This is a genomic window from Enterobacter hormaechei ATCC 49162, assembly GCF_001875655.1.
GTDB lineage: Bacteria > Pseudomonadota > Gammaproteobacteria > Enterobacterales > Enterobacteriaceae > Enterobacter > Enterobacter hormaechei.
In genome coordinates this window covers 29,784-49,723 of record NZ_MKEQ01000004.1, presented here as the reverse complement: position 1 = coordinate 49,723, position 19,940 = coordinate 29,784, and the positions used below count along the sequence as shown (strand labels likewise).

The 19,940-nt window shown below is 54.0% G+C and carries 26 protein-coding genes, 1 tRNA gene and 2 pseudogenes; 8 read left to right on the top strand and 21 right to left on the bottom strand.

What is annotated here, in order from left to right; genetic code table 11:
• The 10 genes and pseudogenes from BH712_RS23845 to BH712_RS23800 form a co-directional block, all read right to left on the bottom strand.
• A pseudogene (locus BH712_RS23845) lies at nt 1-477 on the bottom strand (integrase); the annotation flags it as partial.
• Nucleotides 478-650: 173 nt separating this feature from the next.
• Nucleotides 651-1,067 (bottom strand): type II toxin-antitoxin system YafO family toxin, encoded by a 417-nt coding sequence (locus tag BH712_RS23840; protein ID WP_006812568.1) that lies wholly within the window; start codon nt 1,065-1,067, stop codon nt 651-653.
• On the bottom strand, nt 1,058-1,582 hold the full coding sequence (locus BH712_RS23835; RefSeq protein WP_006812569.1) for a hypothetical protein: 525 nt from the start codon (nt 1,580-1,582) through the stop codon (nt 1,058-1,060). Before BH712_RS23835 ends, BH712_RS23840 begins: the two co-directional genes overlap by 10 nt.
• A gap of 96 nt (nt 1,583-1,678) precedes the next feature.
• Complete coding sequence (locus BH712_RS23830; RefSeq protein ID WP_006812570.1) at nt 1,679-1,924, bottom strand: GrxA family glutaredoxin; 246 nt, start codon at nt 1,922-1,924, stop codon at nt 1,679-1,681.
• Nucleotides 1,924-2,289 carry a Gp49 family protein gene (locus BH712_RS23825; RefSeq protein ID WP_006812571.1) on the bottom strand — a complete coding sequence of 122 codons (366 nt, stop codon included), beginning with the start codon at nt 2,287-2,289 and terminating at the stop codon, nt 1,924-1,926. The genes BH712_RS23830 and BH712_RS23825 overlap by 1 nt, the downstream gene beginning before the upstream one ends.
• A gap of 15 nt (nt 2,290-2,304) precedes the next feature.
• Nucleotides 2,305-2,508, bottom strand: coding sequence for a crAss001_48 related protein (locus tag BH712_RS23820; protein WP_022649890.1), 204 nt, complete (start codon nt 2,506-2,508; stop codon nt 2,305-2,307).
• A gap of 10 nt (nt 2,509-2,518) precedes the next feature.
• Nucleotides 2,519-3,292, bottom strand: coding sequence for a phosphate starvation-inducible protein PhoH (phoH, locus tag BH712_RS23815; RefSeq protein WP_022649889.1), 774 nt, complete (start codon nt 3,290-3,292; stop codon nt 2,519-2,521).
• Between the two features lie 417 nt (nt 3,293-3,709).
• A tRNA-Asn gene (locus BH712_RS23810) sits at nt 3,710-3,784 on the bottom strand.
• 749 nt (nt 3,785-4,533) lie between these two features.
• Nucleotides 4,534-4,839, bottom strand: a complete 306-nt coding sequence (locus BH712_RS23805) for a hypothetical protein (protein ID WP_000067984.1) — start codon at nt 4,837-4,839, stop codon at nt 4,534-4,536.
• 119 nt (nt 4,840-4,958) lie between these two features.
• Nucleotides 4,959-7,843: pseudogene (locus tag BH712_RS23800) on the bottom strand (Tn3 family transposase).
• Between the two features lie 158 nt (nt 7,844-8,001).
• Here BH712_RS23800 and BH712_RS23795 point away from each other — a divergent pair.
• The 7 genes from BH712_RS23795 (at nt 8,002) to BH712_RS23765 (ending at nt 11,033) form a co-directional block, all read left to right on the top strand.
• Complete coding sequence (locus BH712_RS23795; protein ID WP_001247892.1) at nt 8,002-8,292, top strand: nucleotidyltransferase family protein; 291 nt, start codon at nt 8,002-8,004, stop codon at nt 8,290-8,292.
• Nucleotides 8,289-8,690, top strand: a complete 402-nt coding sequence (locus tag BH712_RS23790) for a HepT-like ribonuclease domain-containing protein (protein ID WP_001293886.1) — start codon at nt 8,289-8,291, stop codon at nt 8,688-8,690. The genes BH712_RS23795 and BH712_RS23790 overlap by 4 nt, the downstream gene beginning before the upstream one ends.
• Nucleotides 8,680-9,036, top strand: coding sequence for a cupin domain-containing protein (locus tag BH712_RS23785; protein ID WP_003465043.1), 357 nt, complete (start codon nt 8,680-8,682; stop codon nt 9,034-9,036). The genes BH712_RS23790 and BH712_RS23785 overlap by 11 nt, the downstream gene beginning before the upstream one ends.
• Nucleotides 9,037-9,290: 254 nt before the next feature.
• Nucleotides 9,291-9,617, top strand: coding sequence for a hypothetical protein (locus BH712_RS23780; protein ID WP_006812576.1), 327 nt, complete (start codon nt 9,291-9,293; stop codon nt 9,615-9,617).
• Complete coding sequence (locus tag BH712_RS23775) at nt 9,614-10,114, top strand: hypothetical protein (RefSeq protein WP_003100856.1); 501 nt, start codon at nt 9,614-9,616, stop codon at nt 10,112-10,114. Before BH712_RS23780 ends, BH712_RS23775 begins: the two co-directional genes overlap by 4 nt.
• Nucleotides 10,111-10,482 (top strand): hypothetical protein, encoded by a 372-nt coding sequence (locus tag BH712_RS23770; protein WP_003100853.1) that lies wholly within the window; start codon nt 10,111-10,113, stop codon nt 10,480-10,482. Before BH712_RS23775 ends, BH712_RS23770 begins: the two co-directional genes overlap by 4 nt.
• Nucleotides 10,476-11,033 carry a recombinase family protein gene (locus tag BH712_RS23765; RefSeq protein WP_003100847.1) on the top strand — a complete coding sequence of 186 codons (558 nt, stop codon included), beginning with the start codon at nt 10,476-10,478 and terminating at the stop codon, nt 11,031-11,033. The genes BH712_RS23770 and BH712_RS23765 overlap by 7 nt, the downstream gene beginning before the upstream one ends.
• Nucleotides 11,034-11,133: 100 nt before the next feature.
• On the opposite strand, the gene BH712_RS23760 is transcribed toward BH712_RS23765, so the two are convergent.
• The 9 genes from BH712_RS23760 to BH712_RS23725 form a co-directional block, all read right to left on the bottom strand.
• The gene (locus BH712_RS23760; RefSeq protein WP_006812577.1) at nt 11,134-11,346 is read right to left on the bottom strand and encodes a hypothetical protein; all 213 of its coding nucleotides are present in this window, start codon (nt 11,344-11,346) and stop codon (nt 11,134-11,136) included.
• Nucleotides 11,330-11,494, bottom strand: a complete 165-nt coding sequence (locus tag BH712_RS25240) for a hypothetical protein (protein WP_172687143.1) — start codon at nt 11,492-11,494, stop codon at nt 11,330-11,332. The genes BH712_RS23760 and BH712_RS25240 overlap by 17 nt, the downstream gene beginning before the upstream one ends.
• An 11-nt stretch (nt 11,495-11,505) precedes the next feature.
• Nucleotides 11,506-12,828 carry an ATP-dependent DNA ligase gene (locus tag BH712_RS23755; protein ID WP_006812578.1) on the bottom strand — a complete coding sequence of 441 codons (1,323 nt, stop codon included), beginning with the start codon at nt 12,826-12,828 and terminating at the stop codon, nt 11,506-11,508.
• Nucleotides 12,829-12,862: 34 nt separating this feature from the next.
• Nucleotides 12,863-13,339, bottom strand: a complete 477-nt coding sequence (locus BH712_RS25025) for a hypothetical protein (RefSeq protein ID WP_006812579.1) — start codon at nt 13,337-13,339, stop codon at nt 12,863-12,865.
• An 81-nt stretch (nt 13,340-13,420) separates the two neighbouring features.
• Nucleotides 13,421-13,645 (bottom strand): hypothetical protein, encoded by a 225-nt coding sequence (locus BH712_RS25020; RefSeq protein ID WP_072077212.1) that lies wholly within the window; start codon nt 13,643-13,645, stop codon nt 13,421-13,423.
• Nucleotides 13,627-14,214 (bottom strand): hypothetical protein, encoded by a 588-nt coding sequence (locus tag BH712_RS23740; RefSeq protein ID WP_197682066.1) that lies wholly within the window; start codon nt 14,212-14,214, stop codon nt 13,627-13,629. Before BH712_RS23740 ends, BH712_RS25020 begins: the two co-directional genes overlap by 19 nt.
• A gap of 80 nt (nt 14,215-14,294) precedes the next feature.
• Entirely contained in the window at nt 14,295-15,410 is a 1,116-nt protein-coding gene (locus BH712_RS23735) for a hypothetical protein (RefSeq protein WP_022649964.1), read from the bottom strand.
• Nucleotides 15,411-15,568: 158 nt separating this feature from the next.
• Nucleotides 15,569-16,909, bottom strand: a complete 1,341-nt coding sequence (locus tag BH712_RS23730; RefSeq protein ID WP_006812582.1) for a DnaB-like helicase C-terminal domain-containing protein — start codon at nt 16,907-16,909, stop codon at nt 15,569-15,571.
• Between the two features lie 60 nt (nt 16,910-16,969).
• Complete coding sequence (locus BH712_RS23725; RefSeq protein ID WP_006812583.1) at nt 16,970-17,695, bottom strand: hypothetical protein; 726 nt, start codon at nt 17,693-17,695, stop codon at nt 16,970-16,972.
• Between the two features lie 263 nt (nt 17,696-17,958).
• Between BH712_RS23725 and BH712_RS23720 the strand changes: the two genes are divergently transcribed.
• On the top strand, nt 17,959-18,756 hold the full coding sequence (locus tag BH712_RS23720) for a DUF2971 domain-containing protein (RefSeq protein ID WP_006812584.1): 798 nt from the start codon (nt 17,959-17,961) through the stop codon (nt 18,754-18,756).
• A 41-nt stretch (nt 18,757-18,797) separates the two neighbouring features.
• On the opposite strand, the gene BH712_RS23715 is transcribed toward BH712_RS23720, so the two are convergent.
• Both BH712_RS23715 and BH712_RS23710 read right to left on the bottom strand, forming a co-directional pair.
• On the bottom strand, nt 18,798-19,151 hold the full coding sequence (locus BH712_RS23715) for a hypothetical protein (protein WP_160859104.1): 354 nt from the start codon (nt 19,149-19,151) through the stop codon (nt 18,798-18,800).
• 5 nt (nt 19,152-19,156) lie between these two features.
• Nucleotides 19,157-19,822, bottom strand: a complete 666-nt coding sequence (locus BH712_RS23710) for an AAA family ATPase (protein WP_023315962.1) — start codon at nt 19,820-19,822, stop codon at nt 19,157-19,159.
• Nucleotides 19,823-19,940 lie beyond the last annotated feature (118 nt).

The window sequence follows — 19,940 nt, the reverse complement described above, 5'->3', positions numbered from 1 at the left end:
AGAATACCCAGACTCGGCGTCCGTCAGCTTACGTTCGCGCGGCACTGGCTTTGCGCCACCGGCAACTCTATTGAGCGATATATCATTCAACGGTGATGTATCAATCAGCCCCTGAAAGGCGCACCAGCTCAGGAACTGTTTCATCAGGGAGAACACGCGTCTGCCCTGGACGATCTTGCCTTCCAGTATCAGTGGGTTCACCAGCTGGTTGACCAAGACCCTACTTATATCACTTACCTTTACATCAGAGATATGCGGCATTACATGTATCAAAACACAATGAACGGCTATTTCAGGTCGACGCCTCGTTATCAGTAAAGATAAGCGAGTGAATAACATGAAGGCGGAAGAAAACGACATGTCTCCGTCGAATTTGGCGGTCGACACTGCCGACAAACCGGAAGCGCGTTCGAGGTACTCGATGGCTTCCCGAGAGGTGTTTTCTGCTGCGCGTGCTTTATCAAAGGTGTTTTTCATCGTCCACTCACTGAGTGAAGCCCTTTTTACTGTATGCATAAACAGTATATTAGGCATAAGTTTTTGTATGATCAACCATAAAATAGCCTGTTTTGTACAATGATTCCATACTTAATAGGTATGGAATCATTGAGAGTCGATTTTTTTAAATCTGAGAAACAAGCAAGATGATTTTAGCGGTTGTGAAAATCTTCAGCACAGGCTGAAAAGTGGGAGATTAACTGTGTGTTGGCGGCGCTCATGAGATCGTGTGCTGGGGTAACAACTGCAAGAATGGAGTATCTGTCCGGATTCCACAAATGCTGTGCATAAACTAAATAAGTATTACTCTTCTTCTGCCGATCTGGAGTGCGAGGTGGCCAGGGCTGTTCGTCGGGTAGCTTGATGTGGATGCGAGCGAGTTGAGCGTCTACGGCATAAGGTGGAAAAGTGAAGACGGCGTCACTGCCGAAGGTATCCGTTGTGGCGTTGTGCTCCTTGCAGTAAATAAATTCCTCTATGAGCTGCTGTTCCAATCCAGGGAACTTTTTGAAAGTGGGGTCTAAAAATGCGGCGCGTGTATCGGGGTTGATCTCGACAATCAGAGCCATTTGGTCGAAGCCTCTGTGCCACTGGCTGCCAGAACAGCAAGAGCCGCATGGCTAATTTCTGATTCGCGAAGAGGGCTAACTGTCAGGATCTGATTAACCAGATTATCGAGATTTTTGGCCCCGTGACGCATCTCAGCGACAGCCCTGCATAGCTTGTATTCAGTGGAGTTTTTGTCGTAAGACCGGATGATCGACATCTCTGGTAATGCCTGGAATAAGAACTCGGCAATTGCCAGGGAGCCAATTACATCAGCACGTAAGCCTTCTGCGGCAAACTTTGCCTGCTCAAAATCATGTTCTGCCAACGCATCCAGTCTGGCGTAAATTTCACGGCCATCAGCGGTAACTTCCTGGATTTTACCCACACTTTCGCGCAGTTCTGCGAGGGATGGTGCGCTCGCCCCTGAAGTAATAGCGCTGCGTTCATGGGTGTGATCTTTGGCATAAGAACCGTGTGACAGGCTGCTTAGTGCCAGTGCCACAACCATTGCGATTTTGGTGATTGAGTCTTTCATGATTTATCTGCCTGCTTTTTGCTGGCTCGTAACTAAGTGTACGCGTTCCCTGAAACTGCGACAAACAGAAACGGCCCCAAAAGGAGCCGTATTGTATTACAGGGTGCTCGCAAAAGCAGCAAATTCCGTATAACCCCCGATAGGTTCGCCATTTACGAACACCTGCGGTATGGTCTCCACCGGCTTGCCAACCAGGTCGCTCAACTTCTCTTTGTCGATCCCGGCAGACACAATATCGATGTATTCATAATCGCCAAAGCCGTGGCCGTGCAGCTGCTTCGCCAGCTCGACCGCACGTTTGCAGTATGAGCAATTATCCCGTCCGTAGATAACGACCTTCATCACTTCACCTCGTGCAGCTGCTGCTTGAGAAGATAGCCTTCCAGGGGCCAGATTTTGGCAATCGCGTTCTGGCGTGCAATTTTACGTCCGATCTCCGGATCAAAGTTCTCCGGGCTGGCGCACGCAGACTCGCCGGTTACGGTGTAGCCGTTCTCCAGCACAAGAACGCAGAATGTCAGCAGTTCGAGTGATTGCGGGGCCGGTTCAGGCTCTTCCTGCTTCAGCCACAACGGTGAGCTGCGATATCCGTCCGCGCCGGTAAAGTAAAATTCGCCTGAGATAACAGCTTCAATGCGTTCCGGGGTAACACGCGCGGCCGTTTTGCCTTTGGCCACAATCTCTTTTTCGATATCCATATCGGTCATTTTGGTTTCCTTACGTTAAAAACGAGCGATTCGGGCACGAAGAATTAGCTCATAGGCTTTCATCGCGTCCAGCTGCTTAATGAGCATGTTGCGGTCGACTTGAGGGAGACGACTAAAAATCTCGGTGGCTGTGAAGCACTCCAGCTTGAAAATACGGCGCGACAGATCTTCCTGTTCCTCTATCACACGCTGCTGGTGAGGCAGATATTCTTTGGTCACGCTTATCTCCTTATTGGTAGGCTTCAAGCGCAATTTTGCATAACTCAGACCGTACACAGTCCTCGCTCTCGAACTCGATCCGTCCAACATATTCAGACGGCTTAAAGCGCTCCATAGCGTCTTCCAGCCCGGATTTGACGCTGCCAGGAAGATCGCATTGGGTGATGTCCCCGTTAACGATAACCGTGACGTTTTCTCCCATACGGGTCAGGAACATTTTCATTTGTGACGCTGTCACGTTTTGAGCTTCATCCAGAATTACCACAGCGTTTTCGAAAGTGCGCCCACGCATGTAAGCGAAGGGGGCAATCTCCACTTTGGCCACCTCTGGCTTTAAGCAGTATTCGAGAAACGAGCCACCCAGACGCTTCTGTAGCACGTCATAGACGGGCCGGAAGAACGGAGCGAACTTCTCGCTCATGTCGCCCGGAAGGAAGCCCAGATCTTCGTCTGCTTGCAATACCGGACGAGTCACGATGATCTTGTCCACTTCCTTATTAAGTAGACGCTGCGCTGCAACGGCCGCGGCCAGGTACGTTTTACCGCAGCCAGCTTCGCCAGTGGCGAACGTTAGCGTTTTGGTATCGAGGGAGATGAGATAGTGGGCCTGGGCCTCGTTTCGCGCTTCGAGAGGAGAGTTGTCGCGCTTCGGTTTCGGAGGCAGAGCAGGGGCGGCAGCCAGCTCGTCAACGATGATTGTGTCAATTTCGTAGCCGTGGATGCGTGGCTTTGACTTCAGTGCCTGACGAGCTGCGCGACGCGCCTGTTTACGTTTGTTTCCCATATTGAGTCCTTTCAAGTGAGTCACCGAAAGAACTATACCGACAAATAATAGGTAAGTCATTACTTATCAATTGCATTTTTATGAGACATTCAAGACTCATTGTTTCAGTCTTTGGAAGACTGTTGCTGCGCGGTTATCGAAACTTGGTTAATGCTAATGTACGCGTACATTAGCATTAACCCTCTCATTCCGGCAACAAATAGCATTACAGCAGTGGGAAGCGACGAGAACCATCAACAAAAAAGGGGCCGAAGCCCCTTTGGATTTTGCGCTGAAAAAAGTGTAACTACGATGCTAAGAAGCACTATGGTTAAGAACGTCTGCCGTGTCTATCACAGCGTTGAACGGTCTGGCGACATTTGCGGAGTCTTTCCGTTCGGACGGTGGTGGCGAACTCCAAACCGTTCAGCGCTGTGTTGGCGATGGTGGGTGGACTCGAACCACCGACCAGTTGATTAACAGTCAACCGCTCTACCACTGAGCTACACCATCATTATTCGCGGCGGTACTTGTTCATGGACAACCAGGCAACCAAGAACTTTCCCGCAACTTGCACTTTACGTTAGTGCCAGACGAGGCTTGTGGCTTGCTCACATAGAGCGAAGATCTGGAATCCTTCTCGGCGGTTGATGGCCGCCAGATTCTTCGATCTTATTGGATGTATGGAATCATCCATGTTGTGAAACCAGGGGCTACATAGGCAACAATGATTTCACCAGAGGGTTAAAGAATCCTGCTTTCACAACGTTGAGGCCACTGAACCGATTTATGTTCGACCCAACATATTGATCAGTCACTACAGCTCTGTGGAATCACCTGTATGATTAAAAGAAAAACAGTGACCTCAACGTTGTGCGCTGGCTAACCAAGCCAGCCGGGTTACGTCGCCGCTTTTAACCCAAGATTAAACGACATAAGTAATGGAAATGACGTAACAGGATGGACGGTCAGCTGGCTGAAACCGGGATGATGGAATGGAATGAGGAAAACCAACCGCCCATCCTGTTACTTCATCGAATAGGGCATGGGTGGTGCAACATGCCCTATCCTGCGTTCTGCAATCACACTCGCTCAGTGTGTCCCATTTCGGTGACGAGGCTGGAAACTGACCTCGCTGGTGTTTGGCTTCTTAGGCTACTGCCAGGTACGTATCTTCGTTTGCAGTTATATTTAACGTTCAAACAGTCGCGTCTCAACGAAAACAAATGAACCTTATACATAATAGATAAGTAAGTAAATACTTATTTTTCTGTTACTCGTTCAGTTGCTATCTTTTTGATCAAACTCACCTTCTGTTCCGGCGTTCTCGTGATGATGGCCGTAAAACGCTTCGCTTGGATAGTGATAGTTTCGTTCTCCTTCAGTTCGCCGTAGTGAGTCTCCAGCAGAGAACCCAGGCGCCACAGACCGTCGTCTATGCGTTTATGGCTGGCAAATCTGATCAGCAGTAGCTTTACGATTAACTGACCAATGTAAAAGGCATATCCGACGCCGGCCGCCACGAGGTAGGTTGCCAGCCACCAGTCGAAAGAGGTCAAATTGCTCATTTCTGCACTCCCGTCTCGTGAACAACCCGATACAGACGCTTACCGATGCGAAGCGTTTTGGTTTTCAGTTCCTGCCTGACCAGATCGGGGTCGTCTCAGAAAACGGAAAATAAAGCACGCTAAGCCGGTTGCAGCGGCCGTAGCGGCCTGAACTTGCCCGCGCCGATCTTGGCGCTGCTGCGCCAGAGGTAATCGCCGGTCAGGTTGATGTGCTCCCAGCCGAGCGGCGACAGGTACTGCAACAGGCCGTCATCGACGGCTTGACCGTGGCCCGGTAGCGCTGCTGCTCGAAGCTGCGGTCGCGGATTTCCCCCAGGCGGTTGAAGAACACGGCGCGGGCCAGCGCGTTGCGCGCCTCGCCTTTGTTCAGCCCGGCATGCACGCGGCGGCGCAGCTCGACGCTTTGCAGCCAGTCCAGGATGAACAGTGTGCGCTCGATGCGTCCCAGCTCACGCAGGGCGACGGCCAGGCCGTTCTGGCGCGGGTAGCTGCCAAGCTTCCTGAGCATCAGCGAGGCCGTCGCCGTGCCCTGCTTGATCGAGGTGGCCATCCGCAGGATTTCATCCCAATGGGCGCGGACGTGCTTGATGTTGAGCGTGCCGCCGTTCATCGGTTTCAACGCCTCGTAGGTGGCATCGCCCTTCGGGATGTAGAGCTTGGTGTCGCCCAGGTCACGAATGCGCGGGGCGAAGCGGAAGCCCAGCAGGTGCATCAACGCGAAGACGTGGTCCGTGAACCCTGCCGTGTCGGTGTAGTGCTCCTCGATCCGCAGGTCGGATTCGTGATACAGCAGGCCGTCGAGCACGTAGGTCGAGTCGCGCACGCCGACGTTCACGACCTTGGTGTGGAACGGCGCGTACTGGTCGGAGATATGGGTGTAGAACGTCCGCCCTGGGCTGCTGCCGTATTTCGGATTGATGTGGCCGGTGCTCTCGGCCTTGCTGCCGGTGCGGAAGTTCTGGCCGTCCGACGATGACGTGGTGCCGTCGCCCCAATGCTCGGCGAAGGGATGTCGGAACTGCGCGTTGACCAGCTCGGCCAGTGCCGCCCCGTAGGTTTCGTCGCGGATGTGCCAGGCTTGCAGCCAGGCCAGCTTGGCGTAGGTCGTGCCGGGGCACGATTCCGCCATCTTGGTCAGGCCCAGGTTGATCGCGTCGGCGAGGATCGTGGTCAGCAACAGGTTTTTGTCCTTGGCCAGGTCGCCTGACTTCAGGTGGGCGAAGTGCCGGGTGAAGCCCGTCCATTCGTCTACCTCCAGCAGCAATTCGGTGATCTTGACGTGCGGTAGGATCATCGCCGTCTGGTCGATCAGGGCCTGTGCGGTATCGGGCACCGCCGCATCGAGCGGCGTGATCTTCAGGCCCGACTCCGTGATGATGGCGTCCGGCAGCTCGTTGGCCAGCGCCATGCGGTTGACGGTGGCGAGCTGCGTTTCCAGCAGCGTCAGCCGGTCATGCAGGTACTGGTCGCAATCGGTGGCCACGGCCAGCGGCAATTCGCTGGCCTGCTTGAGGCTGGCGAATTTCGCGGGCGGCACCAGGTAGTCCTCGAAGTCCTTGAACTGGCGCGAGCCTTGCACCCAGATGTCGCCGGAGCGCAGCGCGTTCTTCAGCTCCGACAGCGCGCACAGTTCGTAGTAGCGCCGGTCGATGCCGGTGTCGGTCATCACCAGCTTCTGCCAGCGCGGCTTGATGAACTCGGTCGGCGCGTCGGTGGGCACCTTGCGGGCGTTGTCGCTGTTCATGCTGCGCAGCACCTCGATGGCGTCGAGTACGTCCTTGGCGGCGGGCGCGGCCCGCAACTTGAGCACGTCGAGAAATTCCGGCGCGTAGCGGCGCAGCGTGGCGTAGCTCTCGCCGATGCGGTGCAGGAAATCGAAGTCCTCGGGTTGCGCGAGCCGCTGCGCTTCGGTGACGCTCTCGGCGAAAGCATCCCAGGACATGACGGCCTCGATGGCGGCGAACGGATCGCGGCCCGCTTGCTTGGCCTCGATCAGCGCCTGGCCGATGCGCCCGAACAGCCGCACCTTGGCATTGATCGCCTTGCCGGATGCCTGGAACTGCTGCTGATGCTTGTTCTTGGCGGCATTGAACAGCTTGCCCAGGATGCGGTCATGCAGGTCGATGATTTCGTCGGTGACGGTGGCCATGCCCTCGATGGCGAGCGCCACCAGGGTCGCGTAACGCCGCTGCGGCTCGAACTTCGCCAGGTCGGCGGGCGTCATCTGGCCGCCCTCGCGGGCGATCTTGAGCAGCCGGTTCTGGTGAACCAGCCGCTCGATGCCGGAGGGCAGGTCGAGCGCCTGCCACGCCTTGAGGCGTTCGATGTGTTCCAGCATGTGCCGCGAGTTCGGTTTGACCGGGGATTGCCGCAGCCAGGCCAGCCACGTCGTCTTGCCGTTGTCGCGGCGCTTGAGCAGATCGTCGAGGCGACGGCGATGCACGTCCGTCAGCGGCTCAGCCAAGGCGTCGTAGAGACGCCGGTTGGCGCGGGTAATCGCTTCGGCGCTCGCCCGCTCGACGGCGTTGAGGGCGGGCACAATGACCGACTGCCGCCGCAGGTGCTCGATCAAGGCTCTGGCCAGCACGATGCCCTTGTCGGTTTGCATGGCCAGCTCGGTCAGCAACTGGACAGCCTGCCGGTAGTGGCCAATCGTGAACGGCTGGAAGCCGAACACCGTTTGCAGCTCGACCAGGTGCTCGCGTCGGGTCTGCTCACGCTGCCCGTACTCGTCCCAGCTTTCGATGCCGACCTTGAGCTGGTTGGCGACCAGTCTCAGCAATGGCGGGAACGGTGGCTCATCAGCGCCAAGGATGACGCCGGGAAAGCGCAGGTAGCAGAGCTGCACCGCGAAGCCCAGCCGATTGGCCGGGCCGCGCCGCTGCCGGATGATGGAGAGGTCGCTTTCGCTGAACGTGTAGTGACGGATCAACTCATCCTTGGTGTCCGGCAACGCCAGCAGGCTTTCGCGCTCGGCGGCGGAGAGGATCGAACGGCGGGGCATGCGGTTTCCTTCTTCTTGAAAACGTAGGTTTGTGACAAGCCCGCCAAGGCAACCGGCGCGGCACGGGAATCAAGGCATTGCGATTCTCGAAAATAGTTCTTGAAATTCTATTCTTGATTGCATATCATCTCAACGAGTTTCGATAAGAAAGGATGCGCATGCGACCGTCTGTTGTGCTTGACATGAAGCGAAGCGCAGTGCGTGAAGCGGTAGGCCGCTTTCGCGCCGCGAACCCGCGCGTCTTCGGCTCGGTGCTGCATGGCACCGACCGGGATGGCAGCGACCTCGACCTGTTGGTCGATGCGCTGCCCGGTGCCACGTTGTTGGACTTGGGCGATTTGGAAGAAGAACTGAAATCGCTGCTCGGCGTTGACGTCGATCTGCTGACTCCCGGCGACCTGCCGCCGAAGTTCCGGGCCAAGGTGCTCGCGGAGGCGCAACCGATATGAGCGAGAACCGCCTGCCCGATTACCTCGACCACATTCAGCAGGCCGCAACCGATGCGCGCAGCTTCGTGGAAGGGATGGCCAAGGACGACTTCTTGGCCGACAAGCGCACCCAGCAGGCCGTCATCATGAGCCTGATCGTCATCGGCGAGGCGGCCACAAAGGTGATGGATGGCTACGTCGAGTTCACCCAGGCGCATGCCGACGTGCCGTGGCGCAGCATGCGCAATATGCGTAATCGCATGGCTCACGGCTATTTCGACATCAACCTCGATGTGGTGTGGGAGACGGTACAGGAATGGCTGCCGGCGTTGCTCCAGCAATTGCCCGCCGTGCGTCAGGATGCCGACGATGAAGACCGTAACGACAACTGTGAAAGAGGGATCTCCGATGACTGTTGAATCGAGAATATTTTCTGTAGCCGAGTATGTTCAGCCGTCCGAAGGCGAGCCTATTCGTTCCGTTGTGCTTGAAACCCGAGACTCAATTATCGTGGTTTGGCATGTCCATCCCGGGCAGGAAATTGCGGCTCACATTCATCCTCACGGCCAAGACACGTGGACTGTTTTGTCGGGAATGGCTGATTACTTTCAGGGCAATGGGATTGTTCGTGCCCTCAGGGAAGGTGAGATAGCCGTGGCAAGACCGGGCCAAGTGCACGGGGCGCGAAATACAGGTACCGAGCCATTTGTGTTCGTCTCGGTTGTGGCATCAGCCAATGCCGGTTTCGTATTGGCTGAGCGATAGAGCCCAATCTCTGGAGTTGGTCCAATGAGCGGTCGGGGAGATAGGTAACAGACATGCAGCGGACACGGCTGCTAAACCAGGTCGCAAACCTCCTTGCGTCGCAGCGTGCCGCAAGCGACGCGATCAATCGAATGGGGTCGGCATGAGACTGAACACCATCCAGTTCCCGACCGCGTAGCCGCCTGTCCTGCCGATCAGGTCTTGACCATCGACGCCTGGGATCAGTCCTGAATGTTCTTGGAGACCACTACGTTATGAGCCGCAGCCGCCGCAAAACACCCATCGTCGGGCACACGACCTGCGGCAGCGAGCGCGAGGACAAGAAGCTCTGGCATCAGCGCTGGCGCACCCGTGAGAGCACGGCGCTGACCAGCGCGTCGCCCGAAGCCCTGAGCGCCCATCTGCCCCTGCTGGAAAACCAGGCCAGCAGCGTCTGGTCGATGGGCAAGGATGGCCGCTCCTACTGGCCCGTCAAGCGCCAGGCCGCCACGGCGGATCGCATCGCCAATCACAAGGGACGCAACCCGCAAGAACGCGCCTCCCTGAAAAAGCGCCTGCTGCGCAAGTGGATGAGCAAATGAAGCTCTCCTTCCATCAGCACATTGCGCTGTTCTGGATGATCGGTGCTCCGGGCGTCTTCGCGCCCGTGATCGAGAACGCCAAGCGGCCCGATGCCGGCGCCGTCATGGCGTGGGGTGTCGCGATCGTGGCGGTGATGATCCTCTTCACCCCTTTGCTGCTGCGCTGTCCACCATTCCGGCGCTGGTATGGCCGGACGGATGCGCTGTCGGAGCGGCAGCGCCAGGCGCTTGCCGAGCGCGGCCTGCGCCGCTACTACCAGACCGCTTTCGATGACGGCTACGTGCCCCGCGTGATGCCCTACGTGTGGCGCATCATCTGGACGGTCGGCGGGTTGATGGCTGTGACCGCCGTACTGCCTACCAACACCGGACGGCCAGCCTTCGATGCCTTGGTGGTCTTCTCGACCTGGTATCCGATAGGCGTGATGCTGCTGGTTTTCGCGTCGAGGCCCCTTGGCCGGTTGATTCGCCAAAGAGCACAGGAGCGGCGGAAATGAGCACGTCAACCATCGAGGCGCTGGCCAGCGCCTGGGCAAGGATTGCCGAGGAAGCGGAATTCCCCGCTGACTACGAGGGGACTGCCACACCACAAGCGCATCGGGCTAGCGAAGCTATTCAGGAGCAGATTCGGGAGCGCATCGTCGCCACCAACGACATGCGGCTGTTCAGCCTGCTGCACCTGCTGGGTCAGGCGTCGCTGCGCATGGAGCAAGCGCTGTGGCCGGAGGATTACGAGCGGATGACGCGCGAGGTTGAGGAAGCCCTGCGGCAAGCCACCGACGCCAACGCCAGATCGTACACCCACGAAGAAGTGATGCAGGCGATGCAGGAACGCATCGACCGGGCGCGAGACAAGCCATGTTGATTGGCTATGCGCGCGTCTCGACGCAGGATCAGAACCTGGAGCTGCAACGCGAAGCCTTGAGCAAGGCCGGATGTAAAAAGGTCTTCGAGGACAAGGTGAGTGGCACGCGGGCAGACCGGCCTGGCTTGGCCAAGACGCTCGAAATGCTGCGCGAAGGCGATACTTTGGTCGTCTGGAAGCTCGACCGGCTGGGCCGGTCGGTCAAGCAACTGGTCGATCTGGTCGGCGATCTGCACAAGCACGGTGTCCAGTTCAGGAGCCTCACCGACTCCATCGACACCGGCACACCATCCGGGCGGTTCTTCTTCCACGTCATGGCGAGCCTTGCCGAAATGGAGCGCGAGCTGACCGTCGAGCGCACCCGCGCCGGGCTGGAAGTCGCCAAGCAGCTCGGCCGCAAAGGCGGCCGCAAGCCGAAGATGACCGACAGCAAGATCGAGTCGGCCAAGAAGCTGCTGGCCAGCGGGGTGCCGCCCAAGGACGTGGCCAAGAACCTCGGCGTGTCCATTCCGACGCTGTACCGCTGGGTGCCAGCCTCCACGCACGCTTAGCGTGCTTTATTTTCCGTTTTCTGAGACGACCCCAGATCGCGACAGATACTGAAGCCGAGGGCCACGCCTCCAGCAAAAGACAATAAGATGTATGGAATCATCAGAACGCCACCGCCTCAGTCAATTGCTGCAACAGTGAGTGTCCTTTTTCAGTGAGTTGATAGTTCTCCACACATCCCTTTGGCGAAACGTTAGCGACAAGATTCATACGTTCCAGTTTGGCGCGGGTCTTTGGCTTCCAGTTGGCGTAGAACTCTTTCCATTGGCTGATTTCACGCAGAGTTTCCTTCTCCCGTTTACTTAACATGATCATCCTTAATCTCCTTCAGTGTGTACGTGATATCTACAATGCGGTAAATGCGGCCGCGCCTCTGCATGACACCGGCTTTTACGTAATCGTTGATGCAGCTGGACATAACCAGACTGCCGATAACAATGCCGACGACCAAAAATACAATCATCCAGCCGAGCATCAGTCTTTATCTCCAATACGGTCTTCGGTATCTCGCAGACATTTCGGCCACTTCAGACGTGGGTGGCGTAAGCTACCGTCTGGCGTTTTCTCATGGCAGTGAACCTCGACGATGCGTCCACGATATTTCTCCTGATTGTTCCAGATCTCATCCAGGTACTTATGTTTGATACCGCTGGCACGCACGATGACGCCGTTCTCCAGACGAATCACTATCTTGCCTAGCGTATGCGCAAAGCCAGAGTCCGGGTCGCCTGGCTCGAAGTCGATGATTTCACCGTCTTCGGAATCCTCGTCTTTCAGCTTCCACCAGCTGCGGGTACGCTTGAACTCGTAAACAGAATCCGGATCTTTGCCCATCTCCCCCTCTTCATTCTCATCCAGGCGCTTCATGAAGCGTTCGATAAAGTCTTCATGGCTATGGATGATGTAGAACGGATGCAGGTGGATATCTTGCGCGTAATCTTCCCCGCAAGTGTTGCGGAATAACGCCACCAGCATAGCCAGGCGATCTTTCAGCTTCATGCCGGTCTTCAGGTACTCTTTGCTTTTTGCCTGAGCACGCCACTCCGGTAAGAAGAAATCGAAGATATGGTAAACGGCACCAATGGCTGTCACGTTCTTCTTGCGAAGCGCCGACACGGACTGGTTGAACGCACCTGCAGTACCCTCACCATCGAAGAAGATGTGCTTGAAACCGGAGAGCCGGCCACGCTCCAGCATGGCCGGTTTAAGGTGATCGAGTGACGTAATCGGATTGCCGGTACGCGTCAGGAAGTTCACCTCTTCCTCGTCAACGATGACTTCGCAGATAACCCGGAGACCATCGAGTTTGAGGCTGCCGATCATTGGCCACTTGGCCTTTGGGTTTGGTTTAAATGGGTATTTGTCGCCTTTCTCCTTGTACGGAGACGCCAGCTGTACCTCAAACTTCGGAATTGGGTTTTCGAACACCTTGTTGCACAGGCTAATGCCGACGCCGGCTTTCGGATCTTTCAGCAGGAAGCGACGAAACACGTCCTGCCCGTCAGCGCACATTGAGGCAACAAGTGATTCGACAGCAGTAATGGCCGCGTTCCCGGTCAGTTCGCGCGCCGCCAGCTTCTCCAGCAGCTCGACTACCTTCTGGTCGCTGGGTACGGAAGTATCGAGTGGCTCGGCCACTTTGTACTTCTTCACACCGAATCGAATGAATGGGTTGAGCATTAGCGAGACCATGCTCTGCTCAAATTCATCAAGGTTGGCCAGCGCCTCTTTCTTGGCGTTGGTTCCCATCGTTTTTATGGCATCCAGCTTGTGCTTTAGGGCGATCAGTTTTTCCATTAGTGTTTAACCTCCATCGGTCGCTCGGGAGTTTTCATGTGTTTTCTTTGGTTGCTTCTTCAATGAGTGCCGCGTACACGTCAGTGACGGGCGCCAGTGAATCGGTGGACGTGGTTTCGGGTTTGGCTGGTTCTGTTTTCTTCGTGCGTTTAACCAGACTGTTAATCGTCATGGTGTTGCGCTTCCGGGTAAGCGTTCTGGCGCGGTCGTTTTGCTCTTCCACTTCTTTGATAAGCGCAGCCATATCGATGAAGTAGAGCTGTTCGCCTTTGCGGATCTCTTCGACCATCATCTTCAGCGCCTGGCATTTGCCAGCAGCAATGGCCGCAGCGCAGGACTGGAACGATGTCGCCGGGAGACGCTTCTCTTTGTAGGCGAGGATGGTGTGCTGGCAGACTGTATAGCTGCAATGGGCCTCATGGCCGTTGATCTTCACTTCCGGACAGCGCAGCGAATAACCGTTGTTTCCGGAGATAGACGGGATTTTCGACAAATCTGTTCTTGTGGACATGCTTCTAACCGTAGTCGTGTACTTACTTATTAAGCGCAGTTTAAAAAAGCCCCACCAGGGGGCTAAATGGTTTTTCGAGGCTTACCAGGTCGCCCAGCCAGTCATTTTGTCCTGAGCGGCTTCGAACCGGTATGGCTCCAGTAAATCGTTGGCATGGTGGACGGCGTAGGATTTTGCCTCCTGTTTAATCATCGGCAGCTCGTTGGCCAGGCGTGCCACCTGCCCTGCAAAACTGGCGAGCACACCGTCACATGCCTGACCCGCGTCGACAATGATGCGCACCAGGTCTAAGTCGCTGCGGCACATATCGCAGATGATGCCGTATTCCACCTCACGAATGCGCTCAACGGCTTTTTGGTATCGCCACTGACCACCAATTCCAGCAAACCAGGTGGTGTTGTCAGATCGGTAACGCGTTCAGTAACTTCAGGCAGTTCGACAATGCTCAGGAACGCCGCAATAGACGGATCATCCTCTACACCAGCCCTGCCTTTGATCGCGCGAAGAGTTGCGTCGACAATTTCCTCAAATCGTTCACCTTCATCACACACCGCCTGATTGGTGTAGACAACGCGGCCGTCGTACCATGCACCGGCACGTACTTCGACCGTTGCGTCCTTCATTTTGCGAGTGAACGCCACGAATGCCGCGCGTTTCTGTTTAACACCAGGCAGCTCTGGGGACTCTCCAAAACGAACCCATACCCGCATGTATTTCGAGCCTTCCCCAAGAGGTGCGGTGCTCACAGACGTGGCGATGTGCTCCAGCGCAGTTTGGATCGCCTCATCGATAATCTTCTGGCGCTCTTCTGTATCAATTTCTACGCCTGATTTGTCGATAATTTCGGTAACGGACTTCTGAATATCTGCTTTCATAAAGGTTCCTCAATTCCTTCGTCGAGCATATTCTTACAGAAAAATAAGTATGTATCTACTTATCATTAAAGGCGTGCAATTTATACAAGAGCTTTAATGCCGAGTACCTTGCTTTGTAGCTCCAACTGTCTGGAGTACGGCTTGGCACGATAATAGGCTTTTAGTATCTGCTCTGGCGTCGCGTCGCCGGGGTCGAGGCCTTCTTCGCCCAGACAGGCCACTTTGACATTCAGTCCGATGCTGGTGAGACGTTTGGCCGCTGACATGGTGTTGCGGATCGCTTGCTTTTCGCTGTCCCACATCATGATGACGTTGCGTAATCCACGCGCCTTGAGCGTCAGGAACGCGCCTAACTGATCTTCAGCGTCCTCATTCATATTTCCGGACAAGTGCATCCCGAACGTGCCAATTGGCTCTACATAATCCCGCAGCGTCTCTTCGTCGAAGATGGCTCGCTTCACGCCCATTACGTCAAATGCCCCTTCACACACAACGACCGTTTGTTTTCCGACTGCATTGTGGCCGTTGTAGAGAAACTTACCCGACGCCGGCAGCTGCATGGGGAAGAGATAACGGCGTTCTGCTGCACCGGTAATGTCACGCCCCTGGAAGGTCTTCATCACGCCATCCAGATCGTAAACCGGTATCAGGATGCGCATATCAAACACCTGCCCTTTGACCTGGTCTGTGTACGGATCGACGTATGCGTGCTTGCCTTCGACGCAGTAACGCAGATCAAAGTATTTGGCCAGCTCCGGGGAGATATGGCGCTCCACCAGATAATCAGGAAGACGACCGTCAATGGGGAGTTCGTAATGGCGCGGGAGAGCTACTGGCCCTTCGAGTTCAACCTTGCTGGCCAGCACGACCTCTTCCGTCTTCGGCGCCCATCCTTGTGAGATCAGCGCGTTCTGGACGTACTCTTCAAAATCGCGACGGGATTTGCCGCTGTAGTGCTTGAGGAAGACCAGCTTGTTGAACTGAATCTCTTCGGGATGATCACCAGCAAAGCATTTGCCGACGCCATTGGTCAGGTTGAAATAAACCTTCCAGTTTGAGCTGCCGCATACCGGACACTCCTTGATATTCACCTCACGTCCACGAGTACTGACGCCACCACGACGGTAGATGATTCCTTCCATATCGAGCCATTGTTCAAAATCCAGCTCGGTCAGTAATTCTTTCAAGTCGCTCACGTTCTTAACCCTACTTTTTGCAGGTAATATCTTGATAAGCCTCGGTATTTGAATACCATAAAGGCTCATGTGTTTTTTCTTTTGTGGCTTTGGCAAAAGAGAAAATTTGTTCTCTTATGGAGACCGGCGTGGAGAGCGTTTCTCCACGCCTTCTTTTTTTAGAGGACGTCCATAATGCGTTCGATGAATCGCATTTGTTCGAGGTTCTGCTTAACGCGGATGCTTACGCCGCCTTTCTGGTTACGTGAACCAGCGAAGTACAGACGCGCTTCGCCTTTCGCTTCTTCCTCTTCCGTTTTGTTGATCGTGATAACGAGGTCAGCGATACGCACCTTCTCGATGTTGTCCGCTGCGTGCATCATTGTAGCCACCTCTGAAGCACCACCTTCCCTGTTAGTCTGCGATGCAGTGATGCCGGCAACGTTGTGTTTGTCGTACAGCGCACGCAGGTCAGTGTAGATGCTGCGAATGTTGGCGCGGTCGTCGCGGAGGTCGTAGCTGGCACGCATCAGGTCAGCGTAGTCGACCACGACCATGTCGGGGATCATGCCATTGGCTTTCATGCTGCCCAACATACGATCCAGATCTGCAGGCGACATGCTTCCGGACGGTCGTTCAACAATCCACAAGCTCCCCACGCCTTTCGTCGCGCCCAGCTCTGCCAGTTTGCGATGGACGTCGTCGCGGCGCTCCACCAGCTTGGACATTTCGGTCTCAGACAGACGGGCGTCAAAGCGATCTGACAGAATGGAGGTGTGAACTTCCAGCGACAGATACAGGACGTTGTAACCGGCAAGCGTGGCGTTGATGGAGAACTCACCCATCGCCGTCGATTTACCAGACTTCGCGAAGCCCATGAACAGCACCATTTCACGCTTTGCCCAGCCTTTCTGGTAAAGCAGCTTGTCGAGCAGCGGTAGACCCGTTGTGATGCTGTTTGGCACGTAATCGTCGGACGCTTCATACTCACGCGCCTTGTAACGCTCTGCTGATTCAGAGAAGTAATCGTAAATGCCGGTCGCTTCGTTAGAGCCGATTTGCTGGACTTTAGCCATGATTGCCATCGCGCCCTGGAAATCGCCCTTCTCTTTCATCTCAGCCGCTTTAATCAGCGCGTCGTCGAATGCTACGCTTTTGGCGAACGTGGCGACCTGGTCGACCATGTACGCCGTGTCTGACAGCTTCTCAGCGAGAATCCGCTTAAACGCCTCAACGACGTCGGGGAACAGCTCTTCGCGGATCGTCTTATCGCGTTTGGCGCGTTTGAGCATGTCGAGTATGGCCGACGATGATGGTGCGCTCTTATACATTCTGTAGTAGCCCGACACCATGTTCACCAGAATGGCGTTGGCCGCATTGGAGAACTGGTTTGGCGCAACCAGATCACCGGCGCGAGTCAGAAACTCATGGTCGCGACAGAAGTAGGCTGCGAGTCGATTCTGGAAGTCGTCATCGAACTCTTCAGACAACCCTCGTCCTGTGTGGCAAAGTTCGGTCATGTGCTTTCCTTTGGTGCTTAAACAATTTGTTTTCTAATACTAAAAAAGCCAAATAGGGGATCAACAGAATCGCCGTGCTTCTTCCAGTTCTTCCGGGAAGTGCGCGTAAATCACACGCTCAGGCACGATTTCCATCAACCAGACAGCGGAGAAGATGATGCGGACACGTTTGTCTCGGGTAATGCCACGCAGACGCTCCAGAACCCACTCAAAATAGCGTTCTTGAATCGGGTCGTGCTGCATGTCTCCCAGATGCTTAAAACTCACCAGAGAGTCATCCAGACGGGTTACAGCGCGTTTGGCTAACTTCTCTTCGAATATCTCAATCAGCTCGGGCTGCCAGAGATGCTGGGGGCGAGGTAATTTGTCCCACAGACGGCGTGCAGCTGCGGAAAGAACGGTAGAAATGAAGTAGTCATAAGAGCAGCAGTACTGGTCGGCAAACTGGCGTGCTTTCCAGAGAGATGTTTTGTTGGCCGTCGACAGCTCCTGATACGGCACACGTTTCAAACCGGTAGTGAATTGGGCCGTCTCATAGTGTTCGCGGCCATGCGACAGCATGATGTATGAGTACTGGCGCTTGTATGCCTCAGTGAAGAGGCATGTGGCCATAAGCGGGTGCATGTCGCGGTAATCAAACCACTTTGTCTCGAACAACTCCGCCTCATCCTTGCAGCGTGACAGCCCAATATTCTCGGCCACCCACTTGTCCATGACTGTGGTGTCCCACTCGGTCATGAAGTCGTACTGATCGTTGTTAATAGTGTTAAAGAAGATCTGGCTCATGTGCTCCGCCTGATAGGTAGATACTTACTTATCATAATGAGCGAATCATAGCGACTGGAGACAGCTTTTGGAAGTGGAAACGGAAGGGAATGTGTCTGAGAAGTTGGCATAGAAAAAGACCTGCTTCCGTATAAATAATAATAAGTAACTTAGTATTTATATACAGAAGCAGGTTCTGAACTCGAAGTCTCCACCAGATTCTGAGTGCTGTAATGAAACACAAAAAAGTGCATAATCCTTTCTAAACCTCAACAAAAGGCGACATGATGATATTGTACAAATACGTCCCAGAAGAAACTTTAAAACTGTTTTTTGATCATGACGCAACCAGCTTCAAATTTACTCCAGTTGGTCAGTTCAATGATCCTTTCGAAACCTACGGTGTATCGTTTGCCTCTGAAGATGAAGACTCGCTAGCGCATTTGACGTTTCGCTCAAAGATCAATTCAGACCTAGCCAGTCTATGCTTATCAAGATCACCTTTAGAAGTGCTAATGTGGTCTCACTATGCTCAACACCACAGAGGTTATGTTGTTGGCATTGATACCGAATTAGCAGGGTTTCACGATGAGAATCTTTGTTTAATCACTGCGAATGAAGGGGGTATTGATTATCTCGATGAACGAGACAAATCCAGAGTCATCATCTCCGATAAAAACTTTAAAAACAATGATATAGTTAAAAAGGTCTTATTTAGAAAAAGCCAACATTGGAAATATGAGAAAGAAGTTCGAATTGTTATTGAAAGTGACAAATTGATACCTATCGGTGATGATGAAGAAGATAGGTTTTATATATACAAGGCGCCAGGCACAAATATTATTAAAGAGATATTCATAGGAATCAACAATGAGGATTTTGAACTTACAGCACTCGAAAATGATAATTTAAGAAATGGCATTTTGGATAACAATATTAAAATCCAAAAATGTTGTTTCAAGAGGGGAACTTGGGACTTAGATAAAACGGATTATGATATGAGTCTGCTTACTGATTGGCCTAGCGCTGATTTCGGTATTCTTGCCGGTGTGATATCAGCATTCGAAAAAAACGAAATTTGAGATGAAGCGAACACAAGCGGTTTGTGTTCGCTTCATCATAACTAGCCTTTCTTCATCAGCTCACGCTTGATTTCATCGGTGCGCATCGTGACGTCGGCAGCGGTGATCGCCTCGTTCAGTTTCACGATGTCTTCGATTTCCTGCGGCGACTTCTCTGCCAGATGGAAAATGGCTGCACGAATCACGTCAGAACGGGTGAATTTCTCGAAACGAGGGATGAACTTCATCATCTCCAGCAGATCGAAGTACTCGTCTTCCAGCGACATTGTGCGGCTCTTAATCTTCTCTTTCCCACGAGTCGGACGCCCCTGCGGTCTGACTGGCTGGCGCATTGGGGTGCTGCTTTTTACCGGTTCTTCCGGATCTTTGCGCTTTGCAAGGTCTCCCATTCTCATGGACATTATTCTTCCTCCAGACTCATGATGTAATCTACAAACTCTTCGAACTCGGCTTCTGCCTTCTTATCGCGTTCGGCGCCAGTCATTTCAAAGATAGAACGACCCGCCTCTTCCGCATCGTCATAAACGTTACGGTTGTACAGGTTAACCGGCGCAGCCTCGATGCCGAATGTCTCGACAATTTCTTTCGCCGCCAGAATACGTGACGCCTGGGAAGGCAGTGACGGACACTGGTTCACTACCGCGCGGATCTTCACAGTCTCGTTCACGTTGCGAACGTTGTCGATAATCGGGTCGATATCACGCAGGGATTTCAAATCACGACGCTTAGGGCGCAGCGGGATAATGATGAAGTCTGCCAGCAGCATCGCTTGTCGCTGAATTTCGGAGTCAAAACCACCCGCATCAATGACGACGTAATCGTAGCGTCCCTTCAGCGATTTGATGTGTTTGACGATGTCGTCCTGAACGTATGCGAACGGGATTAGCTCAAGATCTTCGTTCTGGCGACGGTCTTCACACCAGCTCGTTGTGGTGCGCTGAATATCAATGTCGGTGACGTGAGTCTTCTTTTTCTTTTTAACTTTGAGGCATACCGCAATTTGCTGGGCAACGGTAGATTTGCCTGGGCCGCCTTTTGTGCCGCCAACCACAATGATCCTGGTCATTGGTGAGTTCCCTTTGCGTGAATTATTGTCGTATGAAACAACTTGTTTTCTTATATGCGATATAGCCTAAATGCCTACGGCTACGGTGTAAAGGTGAAATGATAGGCAGTACGGGTGT